The following is a 15552-nucleotide window of genomic DNA, read 5'->3' on the forward strand; positions in this document are numbered from 1 at the left end:
AAAGGCCATAGAGCAATAAGTAAAACATCTTTTTACCATGTAGAACTTTTGCATAGTGATCGATTTTGGTATTTACTGACAGATGTGCTATAAGCGCTTCCGGAATGAATCCTAACAGGTGGTTTATGTTTATTTTATGATCTTTAAATACAGCCATACCTCATTGATTATCAGCCATTAAGATAGTGATTTCTTGTGAGAAAAACAACATAATTAACTGATTATTAACGACTTACGCGCAAAAAAATAAAGGTAATAAAACAAAAAAAGTCGGAAGATAAATCTTCCGACCATGACTGCCAAATTGGGGCCTTTTTTTAGTTTATATAGCAGTTCAGATTTCTCTGTTCATATCCCAGTTCTCCAGGTAATCGGCCACACGACGTACAAACGATCCGCCAAGCGCACCATCTACTACCCTATGGTCGTACGATAAAGAAAGGAACATCATGTGTCTGATCGCGATCACATCACCAAATTCTGTTTCCAACACTGCAGGTTTCTTTTTAATTGCACCTACAGCAAGAATAGCCACTTGTGGCTGGTTAATGATTGGCGTCCCCATCACATTACCAAAAGAGCCTACATTGGTTAAAGTAAAAGTACCGTTTTGTGTTTCATCCGGTTTTAACTTAGAATTACGGGCACGATTGGCCAGGTCATTCACAGATTTGGTTAAACCTACCAGGTTCAGCTGATCTGCGTTTTTAATAACCGGTACAATCAGGTTTCCACTTGGTAAAGCAGCTGCCATACCAATATTGATATCTTTTTTCTTGATGATTTGAGTACCTTTTACCGACACATTGATCATTGGAAAATCTTTGATCGCCTTGCTCACAGCTTCTACGAAGATTGGTGTAAAAGTGATCTTCTCATTCTCCCTTTTTTCAAAGTTCTTTTTCACTTTCTCGCGCCACATCACCATATTGGTCACATCAGCTTCTACAAAAGAAGTTACGTGTGCTGAGGTTTGCTTACTCATGGTCATGTGATCGGCAATCAGCTTACGCATCCTGTCCATCTCAATAATCTCATCACCACCACTTACGCTTGTAGCCGCTTGTGGAGCTGGCGCTTTTACAGGTTGTGCAGCAGCAGATGCCTGCGCTACTGGTGCCGATGCTGGCACCGCAGGAGCGGTATTAGTTGCAACAGCAGGAGCTTTTCCACCCTGTTTATTTTGAATATAATTTAATAAATCATCTTTAGTTAAACGTCCATCAGATCCTGTTCCGGCAATACCATCCAGTTCAGCTAAATGAATTCCCTCCTGGGCTGCGATATTCTTCACTAAAGGAGAATAAAAGCGATCTGAGGCATTTTCAGCAGAAAGTTGCTCTAGTCCTGGTATACTCTCAATAACCGGCTCAGAAACCTCCTCTGGTGCTGCAACAGGCGCTGCAACGGCTTCAGTACTTACCGAGGCATCTATATCAGTTTCTATGATGGCAATTACCGCACCCACTTGTACAATATCGTCTTCTTTAAATAATTGCTTTACTAATCTACCTGCTACTGGCGACGGAACTTCAGAATCCACCTTATCGGTTGCAATCTCTAAAATGGTGTCATCCATTTCAATCTTATCGCCAGGCTGTTTAACCCACTTAATAATGGTTGCTTCTGCAACGCTCTCCCCCATTTTAGGTAACAATAATTCGTATTGAGCCATTTTTTATTTTATGATTTGTATCAGGTGCAAAAGTAAAGTATTTTGCAGACTTAACCCACATCTTGTTTAATCTCATTCAAAACCATAGACAATGCAGCTATGGCAGAACGCTCAATATTTTGTGCCCGGCGGTTACTAAAATTAAACTTCCTTGCAATTACATGGTGACTATTAGCTACCGCAACCCACACAGTACCAACTGGTTTATCTTCAGTTCCGCCATCTGGTCCGGCTACGCCACTCACAGCAACAGCATAATCAGTTTTAAAATTAATTCTTGCACCGTAGGCCATTTCTTTTACAGTTTCTTCACTTACGGCACCATAAGTACCCAATGTTTCGGCATGAACCCCTAAAACCGACGTTTTAAGTGCGTTAGAGTAGGTTACTGCCCCTCCTGCGTATACTGCCGAAGATCCTGGATGCTGAGTAATCAAATGCGCAATGTAACCACCTGTACAGCTTTCGGCAGTAGATAACGTGAGTTTATGCGCTTGCATTATATTCAATATCGCCTTCTCCAGTGCAATATCCTGATCAATGACTACATACTTTTTTACCTTATTGATGATTTGCTGTGCATAAGCTTCTACCTCTGCCTTAAGCAAATTTTCATCATCACCAGATCCGCTTAGTCTTAACCTGATTTGACCCAATTTTGGCAAATAGGCCAATTTAATATGTGCGGGTAAACTATCTTCTATCTCTTCCAGCTCTACCGCCAAAAAAGACTCTCCAATATTAGCTGTCAGTATCGTTTTATGAATGATCGCGGGCAGCTTAAATGCTTTCTTTAATCTCGGAAGAATCTCTTCCTCCATCAGGTACTTCATTTCAAAAGGAACACCCGGCATAGAAACAAATATTTTACCGCGTTCTTCAAACCACATACATGGCGCCGTACCGTTCTTGTTTTTAATCACCGTACAGCCATCGGGCACATCAGCCTGTTTGCGGTTAGATTCGATCATCGGCTTATTATAACGGACAAAAATATCGGTTACATGCCCCAATGTTTCCTGATCTCGCCTAAAGCCCATGTTAAAATACCTGGCCATAGTTATTTTAGTGATGTCATCCTTAGTAGGTCCTAAGCCTCCTGTGATCAGAATGATATCCGCTCTTTTTTCTGCAAGCTGCAAGGCTTCAATGATATGGTCTGCATCATCAGAAACGGAGCTAACCTGTTTAACTTTTATACCAATGAGATTTAATTGCTCAGCCATCCAGGCCGAATTCGTATCCACAATCTGACCAATCAGTATTTCATCACCAATGGTTATAATTTCTGCTAGCATAAAATATGTTTAGAATTTACTGTAGTATCCTTTCCTTTTGCTCAGTTTCAAATCCTGAAGAATTGAAGCCTTAACCTTAATATCAACAGAATAACTCTGGTAAAAACCAAAAGGTACCCAAGTAAAGGCCATATCCCAGCAATGTAGATCCCTATAAATAGCAAAGTTGGTTTGAGAAATCGTTTTACTCTTAAAATCCCAACCCGAGCTAAAAGTTACCTTCCATTTAGGTGTAAGATTCATGTCCCCGTTAAAGTTTAACGTGTTGGTTACTGTAGGCATTTGCCCAACATCAGTAGTACTATAATTAAAAGTATAAGAAAAGGCAAAGTTCCATGGAATATTAAAGTCAACAAAAGCATTTGGATCACGACTTACTTTAGCTAAAGCTTCAGCTTGCTCTGGTGATATCGCACCAGTATTCTTTTGTTCTTTTAGCTTATCATCAGTCTCATTTTTACGCTTAAGGGCTTCTGGATTTAGGCTGTAGCTAAAAGAGAAACCGAAATTGGTTAAACGAGGGAATTGACCTTTTGACCAGGTGTATTTACTTACAAGTTTTCTGTTGGTAAGGTTAGTCGCAGTATCCAACACGTCTTCATACAAATAAGGGTTCAATGTACCGTAATAGTTGATACCAAGCTTATCGGTAAATTGCGAACGACCACTGAAACTTAAAGTCGATAACTTAAACTCCTTTGCAAGCAGATTATAAGATCCGCTAATCCCTAAACCCTGAATGATTGGAATCTTCTTTTCTCCCGTTCCTGTCGTATCTTTTGGAGACAAGAATTTTGCCTCTACAGTATTATCGACAGAGAATGAAATAGAGGCACTTTTACCCTGTCCAGGACCTCCGTAATAAGAGCTTTCGTGAATTGAGTATTTTTCCTGTTCTACTACCCCATTTAAAATAGTATATTTTGGAGATCCGTCCTGATAATAGGCATACTTATAGTTTCCTTTGCTTGGATCAGAAAAATCCGGTGTATAGCCAAAACTAACACTTGGAGTCATCACATGACGTAATGCCTTAAAGTTACCCAAGTTTTTGAACTGAGCTGTTGAGTATATCTTGGTAGATAATCCACCATTAATTGAATATTGACCAGATCTGTTAAAACCAGGTACCGTATCAATAAAAACAGCGTCCTGTTGATTTGGTACTTTAGCGTAAGTCTTTCTAATTGACTGTAAATGCCATCTTTCCAGGTAATTCAACCCTGTATTAAAGTTAAAATACTTCAATACATTAAAAGACATGCTAATAGGGATATTATGTTGCATCCCATTTCTGAACTTATATAAGCTTTCCTTTTTAAACAACAAGGAATCTGCGGTATTAATCTGATTGGTAGCTTGCATGCTATATCCTACCGATATTTTTTGATACCACTTTTGCTCACCCACACGGTCTTTTGAGTCAAATGGATTAAATGTAGGTACAGACAAGGTAACATCAGGTAGTGTTAAACTTACGGTCTTAGCCTGCGTTTCCTGAGAGTGACGTAATGCACTCGTAAAATTTATTCCTTTTCCAAAAATCTTACTATAGGCAATACTTGAAGACAAAGTGTTGTTTGCAGTTTGATTAGGGTCATAAGTATTTCCCCCCGCTGTTAACCTATCGTAGCTTGATGTACCCGCATTTACACTTGCAGAAAAAGTAGTTCCTGGCTTTGCATTTGGATTTTGTGAATGGCTCCAGTTGATCCTAAAATCCTTACTAGAATTATAATCTGCAGTTTCTTTAGTCCCATACTGATTAAAAGCATAGTTCAAATCAATATTTCCATTAAACTTATATCTTTTGGTATAAGTTGAGGCTCCCCTTGCACTAAATGATCCATACGAATAAATCGTCCCCGTAAGCTTTGCATCCCAATAATCACTTAAACCAATATAGTATCCACCGTCCTGTAAGAAAAATCCTCTTGAGAAATCCTCACCTGGAGTTGGTAAAATAATCCCCGAACTCTTCTTATTTGGCTTGGGAAAAAAGGCAAAAGGCAAACCAAGCGGTAAAGGAATGTCTTCAATCTTTAAATAAAGTGGTCCGGCAATGATCTGATTCTCCGTCACGATAGCCTTTGTAAAGTGTATCCCAAAATGGGGATGCGGTAAGTTACAGGTACTAAAAGTCTGCCCCTTACTGTGTATTTCATCATCAGGCTGCTTCTTTGCCTTTCCACCTGTAAAAAAGCCGCCTTCCTGTTCGGTGTATACCCCAAATATATTACCGGCCTTGGTTGCAGTATTAAATCTTAACGAATCGGCCATAGAAGTCCCCTGTCCTTCCATTTTAAAAATTGGGCGCCCAATATATTTACCTTTATCATTTACAGTGCCTCGGGCGTAAATAATATTAGTCTTATTGTTAAAACTAATGTAATCCGCATCCAGCTCCAACCCCTGGTAAATCACCCTGGCTTTACCATATAAATAAACAATACTGCTGTCTTTGCTAAAAGAGACAGAATCTCTGGCCGCATATTGAATTTTTTCTGAAGCCGCAGTATCTTTTGGATTGCTCTGTACGCTCCCCTTTTTAAGAGAATCGTTCTTTGTTGTATCCTTCAGGTTGCGCTGCAGTTCGCCCTTATTCAGCGTATTCTTCTTTGTGGTATCCTTCTTAGTTGTATCCTGCTGCACGACCTGAAAGGTCGAAAAAGAAGTAAAAGCTAGCGCTTGATTATTAACAGATGTTAATAAAACAATCGTTTTTAAAAAAATGATGTAGCGTAAAAGTTTCAAATTCGTGTGTGAATGTTATTTTTGCATTAATGTTTAATCCAAAACGTTCAAAATTAATGAAAAATATACCATTGCTTAGACCAAATGTAATTTTGATTATATTTATTTCTATAATAATAAACATTACATCTGGTAACCAGGCATTTACACAAGAATATAAAATAAAAACCATCGTTATCGACGCCGGCCACGGCGGTCGTGATGGCTCGACACATGGTGCGTATTCAACAGAAAAAGATGTAGCCTTAAAAACCGCATTGAATCTTGGTGCTGCTATAGAGGCTAGTATGAAGGATGTAAAAGTAATTTATACCCGTACAACCGACGTATTTATCCCTCTTTACGAGCGAATTGCTATTGCCAATAATGCCAAAGCAGATCTTTTTATCTCCATCCATTGCAATGATATGCCCGTATATCGATCAACCATTGTTACCGGCTATAGAAAAGGTAAAAAAGGTAAAAGAATACCAATTACCGAAACTGTATCTCGTAAAAGCACTTCTACCAGAGGCGTAGAAACCTTTGTGTCTGGTATGGGAAGATTGAACGAGCAGGACGAAGTGATCAAAAGAGAGAATGCGGCCATCTTCTTAGAGGACAATTACAAGGAAAACTACGAAGGCTTTGATCCAAACAACCCCGAAAACTATATTATTCTATCTTTGATGAAGAATACCTTCAGAACGCAAAGCCTGAAGCTAGCAAAATTGGTTCAAGATCAATATATTCGTGTGGGTCGTGTAGATCGTGGTGTTCAGGAGAAAAGTCTCGCTGTACTAGCCAGAGCTGGAATGCCAGCTATATTGACAGAAATTGGATTTATCAGTAATCCTACCGAAGAGAACTATATGAACTCTGAAGCTGGACAAAAAGAAATTACAGAATGCTTACTAAAAGCTATTGAGAATTATAAAAAAGGTATCGAAGGGTAATTATCGATACCCAGCAATTAAAACAAAGATTAAAGAGAGATGAGATTAAAAAAAATTGTATTCCTATTAGCCATTCCATTATTTATAAGTACACACGCTGCTTTTTCTCAAGGATATAAGGTTAAAACAATTGTCATTGATGCAGGGCATGGCGGCCCTAAATCCGGTGCAGCCGGAAGCTATTCACTAGAAAAGAATGTCGCTTTAAAAGTAGCCTTAAAATTAGGCAAGAAGTTTGAAGAAGAAATGCCGGATGTAAAAATCCTTTACACCAGAAAAACAGATATCGATGTGGAGTTTCATAAAAGAGCAGCATTGGCCAACGACAATAAAGCAGATATCTTTATCTCTATACACTGTAACTCTATGCCAGATAGAAGAGTGTTAACCGGCTATTCCACTAAAAGAGGAAAAAAGGTAGCTCAATATGCTTCTGTAAAAAACACTTCCACTAGTGGAACCGAAACATTTGTTGCCGGATCACATCGCTTAAATGAACAGGATGCTGCAATCAGAGAGAATGCCGATATCAAGCTGGAGAAAAATTATAAGGAAAATTATGATGGTTACGACCCTAATGATCCTGAGACATTTATTATACTATCTTTGTTCAAAAATACCTTTAGAGATAAAAGCCTGAAGCTAGCCCGGTTAATTCAAGATGCTTATACAAATGATAGCAAAAGAGTAAACAGAGGCGTAAAAGAACAAGGTTTGCTAATTTTACAAAGATGTGGAATGCCTGCAGTTTTAACAGAAATTGGATTTATCTCTAACCCCAATGAAGAGGATTACATGAATTCTGCTGATGGGCAGGACGAGATTGTAAATTCCATTTATAAAGCTGTCAAAACATATAAAAAAGAAACTGAGATAAATTAAATTAATACTCATACTGAATGAAGATCGCAAACGAAACCAAAGTAGGCATATTGGCAGCCTTTTCTATCACACTGTTAATTGTAGGTTATAATTTCTTAAAAGGTAATGCCATTTTTTCCGATGAGACCGTCCTGTATGCTAAGTACCCGAGGGTTGATGGATTAGGTGTATCAAAACCGGTTTTAATCAACGGTTATCAGATCGGTCGTGTAGACCAATTACAACTACAATCAGATGGATCTATTTTGGCTACATTAAAAATCAAAGGCCAGTATGACATCCCAAAAAACAGTATTGCAAGATTGGAAGGAACTGATCTTTTAGGTAGTAAAGCTATTGTGTTGACTTTAGGCACAGGTACTGATTATGCTCAGGATGGCGACTTCCTGAATGCCAATGTTGCAAAAGGACTGCTTGAAACTGTTCAGCCAGTTCAGAGAAAAGCGGAATTGATCATTGGAAAAATGGACTCTATACTAACCAGTGTAAACTCTATTTTAAATCCTAACTTCCAGAAAAATGTAGATAAAAGCTTTAACAGCATTGCTTCTACCCTGTCGTCTTTAGAAGGTACTTCTAAAAAAGTAGATAACCTGGTAGGTTCTGAAAGTTCAAAAATTTCTGCAATTTTAGCCAATGCCGAATCAATCTCCAGCAACTTAAAGCAGAACAACGAAAAGATCAATGCCATTTTAAATAACATCCATACCATCACCGATCAGGTAGCTGCTGCCAACTTTAAGCAAACTATTGAGAATGCAAACAAAGCCGTTGCTGACTTGCAAGGGATAGTAGGTAAAATTAATAACGGACAGGGCACTTTAGGACTGCTGGTTAATGATACAAAGATGTATGAAAACTTAACCAATGCATCTAAAAATCTAGATAGTCTGATGATTGACTTAAAGCAACATCCTAAACGTTACGTTCACTTCTCTATATTTGGTAAAAAGGATAAGTAACCATAAGTTATCGATAAAACAAAAAGAGCTTCAGCAAATGCTGAAGCTCTTTTTGTTTTATATAGAATATCCTCTTTTAAATAGAATAAGTATTTCCTTCTATTGCGAGCTCTGTATTTTCAAACACCGACCTGGCTTCTTCCAACAAGGGCTGTAATGTCTTGTATCGAGACGAAAAGTGTCCGATAAGCAATTTAGCAGCTCCGGTATCTTTAGCAATCTGGGCAGCCTGTAATGCAGTGGTATGATGGGTTTGATTGGCCCTATCTAACATCTCGTGCAAGAAGGTGGCTTCATGATACAAGGTATCGCAACCTTTTATAGTTTCAAAATAACCTTCATCAAACAAAGTGTCCGAGCAGTAACAATACTTTTTCGGGCGTTCTGAATCGGTTGTATAGTCTATGTTTAGCAATACCTTGCCGTCTGGTAAATCCAAGTCTACCCCTCTTTTTAGCAAAGGGTAATATTCCAGTGGAACCTGTTCGGCTTCCAGTTTTTCAACCATCAACTTGCGTAATCTTTTCTTTTGTACAAAAGCAAAGCCCGTACATGGAATCCTATGATTTAAAATAATAGTTTCAACGGTCAAGTCTGCATTCTCAAAAATCTGAACAGACTTATCTGCTTCTATGACGACAAACTCAATAGGATACCTAATTACGGTTTCCGAATGCTTAAACTGCAAAGTCAGGATCTCGGCTAGCGCAGCAGGAGCAAATATCATCATAGGCTTCACACGACCGTTTAAATGCAGACTAGAAAGCAGTCCGATCAATCCGAAGTAGTGATCACCATGCAAATGGCTGATAAAAATAAAATCTATTTTATTTGCTTTAAACCCGAATCTGATGAGTTGTTGTTGAGTACCTTCGCCGCAATCGATCAAATAGAACTTTTCGTTGCAGTTTAAAAGCTGTGCCGTAGGATTCCTATTGTATACAGGGGTAGCAGAACTACTGCCTAAAATAGTAACCTCAAACTTCATTAACCTTTATCTACGCTCCCTAAAAGTTCTTTTTCGATTTCTTCCATAAAGATTAAATCGGTAGCCTCGTCTACTTTGTTAACGATAGTTAAGGACTGATCAAGATTTGACATCTCTAAAATCTTTGCTACAACGCTGTTTATGCCCGTAACAATAAATAATCCGTTTGCTTTTTTACAAAGTCTGTCTCCAAAAAGTAAACTGCTCAAATCCTGTGAATCTTCACACTGCTTTACCGCTGATAGATCTAATACGATGTTACAGTACCCTTCTGTGTTCAATAAAATGAACTCAGATTTCAACTTCGGTGTATTGTCGTTTGTTAACTTCGATTCGTTGAGTTTTAAAACAACATACTTTTCATGCTTATCTACTGAAAATTTCATGATATTGATAATTTAGTCTAATACGAAAGTAATTAATTTTATCTGTATATAAATGCCCTGTTTAAAACTTATCCGTATTTAAACAGGCATTTACAACATTTTTGTACTATTGCAAACGCAATAATAGCAATTTAAAAGGCTAAAGGCTATTTAAAAACCCTACCACATTCTTTTCAATACGGGCTACTACATCCGACTGCTCATTTTTAATGAACTGATCACCGGTAATTTGCTCGTAAAGTTCAATGTAACGATCTGATATAGAATTTACGATCTCAGGCGTCATTACAGGCACTACCTGGCCATCCTTACCCTGAAAACCATTTTCGATCAACCACTTGCGCACAAACTCTTTAGACAGTTGTTTCTGAGGTTCTAGCTTATCTTGTCGCTCGGCATAACCTTCTGCGTAAAAATAACGTGAAGAATCAGGTGTATGGATTTCATCGATCAAAAAGATCTCTTCGCCAACTTTACCAAACTCATATTTAGTATCCACCAGGATCAATCCCCTATCAGCAGCCATTTGTGTACCACGCTCATACAAAGCGAAAGTATATTTTTCAAGCTGTACATAATCTGCTTCAGACACAATGCCTTTTGCTAAAATATCTTCCCTCGAGATGTCTTCATCATGGCCAACAGCCGCCTTGGTCGTTGGTGTAATGATCGGCTTAGGAAGCTTGTCATTCTCTTTCAATCCTTCAGGTAAAGCAACGCCACAAACGCTACGTCTGCCTGCACTGTATTCTCTCCAGGCGTGTCCTGCCAGATATCCCCGCACAACCATTTCAACTTTAAAAGGCTCGCAAATGCGACCTACAGTTACCATTTCATCAGGTACACTAATTACCCAGTTAGGTACAATATCCTTTGTGGCGTTTAAAAACTTAGCCGCAATCTGATTTAATACTTGTCCTTTAAAAGGTATTGCCTCAGGTAAAACCACATCAAACGCAGATATTCTATCTGTAACCACCATAGCCATAAACTGGTTATCAATGGTGTACACGTCGCGCACTTTTCCCTTGTAAAAATTGGTCTGCTTTGGAAAGCTAAAATTTGTTTCTTTAATTGCTGTCATTTTAATTCTTACTCTTTAATCCTTGCTCCTTAATCTTTGCTCTTTATTGTATATCGCCGTAAGCTTTTAATATTCTTTTCACCAGTTTATGCCTTACCACATCATCACCATTCAGGTAAATGATATCAATACCCGGTATATCGTCAAGTATGCGCAATGCATTGTGCAGCCCCGACATTGTTTTCTTCGGTAAATCTATTTGCGTGATATCCCCAGTTACAATCATCTTTGCAGATGGCCCCATACGTGTCAAAAACATTTTCAATTGCAAATCTGTTGAATTCTGTGCCTCATCTAAAATCACATAACAGTTATCCAATGTCCTTCCACGCATAAATGCCAGAGGAGCAATCTCAATTGTTCTGTTTTCTATATAAGTCTTTAATTTCTCAGCAGGGATCATATCGTCCAATGCATCATACAATGGGCGAAGATAAGGATCTACCTTTTCCTTTAAATCTCCTGGAAGGAAACCTAAGTTCTCCCCAGCCTCTACAGCCGGACGGGTTAATATGATCCTTTTAATCTCTTTATTTTTCAATGCTCTAACCGCTAAGGCTACGGCAGTATAGGTCTTTCCAGTTCCGGCAGGACCAATAGCAAAAAGTACATCATTATTAACGATGCTCTCCACCATCTTACGCTGATTGGCGGTTCTGGCCTTTACCAATAAACCATTCGTACCAAAAACGATCACTTCACCACCACCGCCAGTACTTCCAGGCTTTTCAGCACCTTGTTCAGCCGTGCTTGATGTTTTTTTCGATCCTAAAATTGACTCCACATCATTTGGGGTTAAAGCGCTGTATCTCTCCAAATGCTCAAGCAGTTGGTTATACTTATGTTCAAAACCCTTAAGTTCTTGATCATCACCCAGTACCTTTACTTCTGTGCCTCTTGCTACCAATTTTAATTTGGGAAAAGCATTTTTTATAAGCTCGTAATGCTCATTATTTGTGCCCCAAAACTGGGCCGGATCTACCGATTCTAATGTTAAGTTGAGTTCGTTCAAAATATTGTTTTTTAGATATGAGTGTATATTTTGATATAAAAATTGAATATTTGTACGCGATTTGCCGCTTACGCAAGATTAAGAATAAATATTCAATTTTTAATGGCCATTATTACTTTAACAACAGATTTAGGTTCAAAAGATTTCTATCAGGCTGCCCTTAAGGGAAGTATACTGAGTATCTTACCTACAGCTACAATTGTTGATGTAACACATGAAGTGCCATCCTTTAATATTTCGCATGCAGCTTTTGTTTTAAAGAACGTCTACCCCTACTTCCCAAAAGGGACTGTTCACCTGATTGGGATCGATTCTGTATTCAGTCAGCACACTAAATACATTGCTTTAAAATATAAAGATCATTTTTTTGTAGGTGCCGATAATGGTATTTTCTCTTTACTATTTGACGAAAAGCCCGAAGAAATTGTGGAACTAAACATTATGCAGGACCTAAAATACCTGCACTTCCCCCTTGTCGATATTTTTGTTAAGGCCGCAACTCAGCTGGCCAAAGGCGCCAAACTGCAAGATATTGGCGTTGCTACCGACAACATAGAAGAAAGAATGCTACTAAACCCTGTTATCGAACGCGATATCATTAGGGGAAGTGTAATTTACATCGATACTTTTAGCAATGTGATCACCAACATTACTAAAGAACTGTTTACCAAAATTCAACAGAATAGAGATTTCACGCTTTACTTCCGTAAAAATGAGACCATCAACCAGTTAAGCTGGCATTACAATGAAGTTCCGGAAGGAGAAAAGTTATGCTTATTTGGCATCAGTAACCACCTCGAAATTGCCATCAACAAAGGCAAGGCCAGCGGCTTACTAGGCCTACACCTTAATGATATCGTTAGGGTCGAATTCCACTCTTAAACAACCTTATGTTAGTTCGTGTAGTCAAAATGCATTTTTCTCTGGCTTTTATAGCCGAATTCAAAGTCCTGTTCCAATCTGTACAGCCAAAAATTGCAGCCTTTAACGGCTGCACAGGTGTAAAACTGTTGCAAGATCACAACAATCCCGAAATATGGTTTACCATCAGTCATTGGGTCGACGAGACGCACTTAAACGCCTACCGTGACTCAGAACTATTCAAAACTACCTGGGCGCTTGTAAAGCCTAATTTTCAGTCCAAAGCTGAGGCATGGAGTTTGCTAGATATTTAGCAATGAAAAAGCAATTCTTTAAAATATTGGTTAAGCTCAATAAGCTGGTATTGCCAAAACTGTACAAGGTCGATCCCATGAAATTAACCAACGTACAAAAAGCAATACTCGGCTACAAATACTGGACAGTTACAAACTCGCTTTAATTGAAATAGCTGGTGAGTAACCCTACCAGAAACTTAGGCTCAACCCATGTTGATTTAGGTGGCATTACCCCGCCCGCATCAGCTACAGCGATCACTTGTGCTACAGAAGTTGGGTACAACACAAAAGCCACCGCAAACAAGCTATTATCTACCTTAGTTTGCAAATAAGCTATAGGAGTCCGCCCACCTTCAAAAGTAATCCGGGCATCTGTTCTTGGATCATGAATCTTCAATATGGGCTCCAATATAAAGTTCTGTAAAATGCTCACGTCAAGCACTTCAACAGGATCATTTTCATTGTATATCTCAGGCTTCGGACTAAGCACATACCATTGATGATCAAAGTACATACCTATCTTATGTAAAGCCTTAGGTTTTACAGGTACAGCCGATTTCTCGACAAGGAACGAACTTTGCAGTGCAGCGATAAACTCAGCTCCAGTTAAAGTTCCAATATCCCGGATCAACCGATTAAACTCCAGCACCTTTACCTCATTGGTATTCATGTAAACCGTACTGAAATAGTTATAGGCTTCGGTGCCATTGTGTTTAGCACCATTGAGCTTTTTCTTTTGCAGTCCCATCTTTGCCATAGACGCTGCACGATGGTGTCCATCGGCAATATAAACAGCAGGCATCTGTGCAAATGCGGTTACAATGGCCGCAAGATCTGTTTCATCAGAGATGGCCCAGATTTTATGCTCCGTACCATCTGCAAACGTAAAATCAAGATTAGGCTCTAGCTGTAGGTATTGCTTTATTACGCGATCAACAACCGCATTGGGGTGATAAGTAACCAACACTGGATTGGCATCTAAACCTGTTTGTTGTAGATAATCGGCCAATAGCTTTTCCCTGCGTTCTACTGTAGATTCGTGTTTTTTTATCCTGCCTTCCAGGTAATCATCAATATGGGTAAGCGTCCAGATCCCTGTTTGAACCACATCGTCGTGTCTTACCTGGTACACATAAATGGAAGGAGCAGTTTGTTGCACCAAATATTTATGCTCGATAAAACCTTCTAAATTTTCACTAATCTTTTTAAAGATGAGTTCCTGTCTCGTGCCGCGCAGATATGGATTATCCAGCTCCGGGTCAATCAGATGAAGAAAGCTACAGTCATTTTCGGAAGCAATTAACCGTGCTTCACCCATACTGTAATTTTCAAGCGGACGCGTCACAACCAAGGATTGCAAAGACACTGCGGGCATAAATGCGCAGAAAGGTTTAATACAGGGCATATTTGGTTAAAATAAAAGAGGTTGTATAGTAATACAACCTCTTTTTTAAATGTTTACTTATTTATTAAAGTGCTCAATAATTAACGAAGCTAGTTCCGTACCAATACGTTCCTGAGCTTCATTGGTTGCAGCACCAATATGAGGCGTTAAAGATATTTTTGCATGTTGTAAAATTGCCGCATCTGGAGTCGGTTCGTTATCAAACACGTCTAAACCAGCAAAAGAAACTTTACCACTGTCTAAAGCCGCAATTAAAGCCGCCTCGTCAATCGTACCACCTCTAGAACAGTTCACCACACCAACACCCGCTTTCATCTTAGCAAACTCCTCAGCACCTAAAATAGGTTTATCTGCAAATGGAGTATGTAAGCTAATGAAATCACTATTTGCAATTACCTCATCCAAGGATACTGTTTTGAAAGGAATCTCCACAGAAACACCACCTTGGAAAGTCAAAGGTAAAGTACCTTCAGCAGGGTAAAGGTCATAGGCCAATACATTCATACCTAATCTAAGGGCAACTTTAGCAGTTTCACGACCAATACGACCGAAACCAATGATACCCATAGTTTTGCCTTGTAATTCAACACCACCAGCATAAGCTTTTTTCAAAGCATTAAACTTAGTAGCACCTTCAACAGGCATTTTTCTGTTAGAATCCTGTAAAAAACGAATACCAGTAAACAAGTGTGCAAAAACCAGTTCAGCAACAGATAATGAAGAAGCAGCAGGTGTATTTACCACAGCAATTCCTTTACTGCGGGCATATTCTACATCGATATTATCCATTCCAACACCACCTCTACCAATCAATTTTAGGTTAGGCACCTGGTCTATCAAATCCTGACGTAATTTGGTTGCACTTCTAACCGTAATACCGTCATAGTTTTTTAAAGCTTCAACCAATTGATCCTGAGGAACAGTCTCGGTATCCACCACAAAACCAGCTTCTTCTAATATTTTTTTACCGATAGGATCAATCCCATCGTTTGCAAGTATTTTAATCATTAATTT

At 38.9% G+C, this 15552-nt stretch carries 15 protein-coding genes; 6 read left to right on the forward strand and 9 right to left on the reverse strand.

What is annotated here, in order from left to right; translation table 11 throughout:
* Positions 1-334 precede the first annotated feature (334 nt).
* Genes EZ444_RS00010 through EZ444_RS00020 form a run of 3 tightly spaced genes read right to left on the reverse strand, consistent with a single transcriptional unit; the run spans position 335 to position 5727 of the window.
* Entirely contained in the window at positions 335-1675 is a 1341-nt protein-coding gene (locus tag EZ444_RS00010) for a dihydrolipoamide acetyltransferase family protein (protein ID WP_131605989.1), read from the reverse strand.
* Between the two features lie 50 nt (positions 1676-1725).
* Entirely contained in the window at positions 1726-2973 is a 1248-nt protein-coding gene (locus EZ444_RS00015) for a competence/damage-inducible protein A (protein ID WP_131605991.1), read from the reverse strand.
* A 9-nt stretch (positions 2974-2982) separates the two neighbouring features.
* Positions 2983-5727 (reverse strand): putative LPS assembly protein LptD, encoded by a 2745-nt coding sequence (locus EZ444_RS00020; RefSeq protein WP_131605993.1) that lies wholly within the window; start codon positions 5725-5727, stop codon positions 2983-2985.
* Positions 5728-5783: 56 nt separating this feature from the next.
* On the opposite strand from EZ444_RS00020, the gene EZ444_RS00025 reads away from it, so the two are divergent.
* Genes EZ444_RS00025 through EZ444_RS00035 form a run of 3 tightly spaced genes read left to right on the forward strand, consistent with a single transcriptional unit; the run spans position 5784 to position 8506 of the window.
* Positions 5784-6662, forward strand: coding sequence for an N-acetylmuramoyl-L-alanine amidase family protein (locus EZ444_RS00025; protein ID WP_394347793.1), 879 nt, complete (start codon positions 5784-5786; stop codon positions 6660-6662).
* A gap of 39 nt (positions 6663-6701) precedes the next feature.
* Positions 6702-7544, forward strand: a complete 843-nt coding sequence (locus tag EZ444_RS00030; protein ID WP_131605997.1) for an N-acetylmuramoyl-L-alanine amidase family protein — start codon at positions 6702-6704, stop codon at positions 7542-7544.
* Between the two features lie 17 nt (positions 7545-7561).
* Positions 7562-8506, forward strand: coding sequence for an MlaD family protein (locus EZ444_RS00035; protein WP_131605999.1), 945 nt, complete (start codon positions 7562-7564; stop codon positions 8504-8506).
* A 76-nt stretch (positions 8507-8582) separates the two neighbouring features.
* Here the strand turns inward: EZ444_RS00035 and EZ444_RS00040 are convergent, their stop codons facing one another.
* From EZ444_RS00040 to EZ444_RS00055, 4 genes are all read right to left on the reverse strand, one after another.
* Positions 8583-9494 (reverse strand): ribonuclease Z, encoded by a 912-nt coding sequence (locus tag EZ444_RS00040; protein ID WP_131606001.1) that lies wholly within the window; start codon positions 9492-9494, stop codon positions 8583-8585.
* Positions 9494-9880 (reverse strand): STAS domain-containing protein, encoded by a 387-nt coding sequence (locus EZ444_RS00045; RefSeq protein WP_131606003.1) that lies wholly within the window; start codon positions 9878-9880, stop codon positions 9494-9496. Before EZ444_RS00045 ends, EZ444_RS00040 begins: the two co-directional genes overlap by 1 nt.
* Before the next feature lie 139 nt (positions 9881-10019).
* Positions 10020-10964 (reverse strand): phosphoribosylaminoimidazolesuccinocarboxamide synthase, encoded by a 945-nt coding sequence (locus EZ444_RS00050; protein ID WP_131606005.1) that lies wholly within the window; start codon positions 10962-10964, stop codon positions 10020-10022.
* 43 nt (positions 10965-11007) lie between these two features.
* Positions 11008-11976, reverse strand: a complete 969-nt coding sequence (locus EZ444_RS00055; protein ID WP_131606007.1) for a PhoH family protein — start codon at positions 11974-11976, stop codon at positions 11008-11010.
* 102 nt (positions 11977-12078) lie between these two features.
* Here EZ444_RS00055 and EZ444_RS00060 point away from each other — a divergent pair, with 102 nt between their 5' ends.
* The 3 genes from EZ444_RS00060 to EZ444_RS27085 are packed head-to-tail and all read left to right on the forward strand — an operon-like array spanning position 12079 to position 13297.
* Positions 12079-12858: an SAM hydrolase/SAM-dependent halogenase family protein gene (locus tag EZ444_RS00060; RefSeq protein WP_131606009.1), complete on the forward strand. Its 780-nt coding sequence runs from the start codon at positions 12079-12081 to the stop codon at positions 12856-12858.
* Positions 12859-12866: 8 nt separating this feature from the next.
* Positions 12867-13151 (forward strand): putative quinol monooxygenase, encoded by a 285-nt coding sequence (locus EZ444_RS00065; protein WP_131606011.1) that lies wholly within the window; start codon positions 12867-12869, stop codon positions 13149-13151.
* A 2-nt stretch (positions 13152-13153) separates the two neighbouring features.
* On the forward strand, positions 13154-13297 hold the full coding sequence (locus EZ444_RS27085; protein WP_165503480.1) for a hypothetical protein: 144 nt from the start codon (positions 13154-13156) through the stop codon (positions 13295-13297).
* Here the strand turns inward: EZ444_RS27085 and EZ444_RS00070 are convergent.
* Complete coding sequence (locus tag EZ444_RS00070) at positions 13294-14538, reverse strand: DUF1015 domain-containing protein (RefSeq protein ID WP_131606013.1); 1245 nt, start codon at positions 14536-14538, stop codon at positions 13294-13296. The genes EZ444_RS27085 and EZ444_RS00070 overlap by 4 nt on opposite strands.
* 57 nt (positions 14539-14595) lie before the next feature.
* Positions 14596-15546 (reverse strand): D-2-hydroxyacid dehydrogenase, encoded by a 951-nt coding sequence (locus EZ444_RS00075; protein ID WP_205945178.1) that lies wholly within the window; start codon positions 15544-15546, stop codon positions 14596-14598.
* Between the last annotated feature and the right edge of the window lie 6 nt (positions 15547-15552).

It is taken from the genome of Pedobacter hiemivivus (assembly GCF_004331685.1).
Lineage (GTDB): Bacteria > Bacteroidota > Bacteroidia > Sphingobacteriales > Sphingobacteriaceae > Pedobacter > Pedobacter hiemivivus.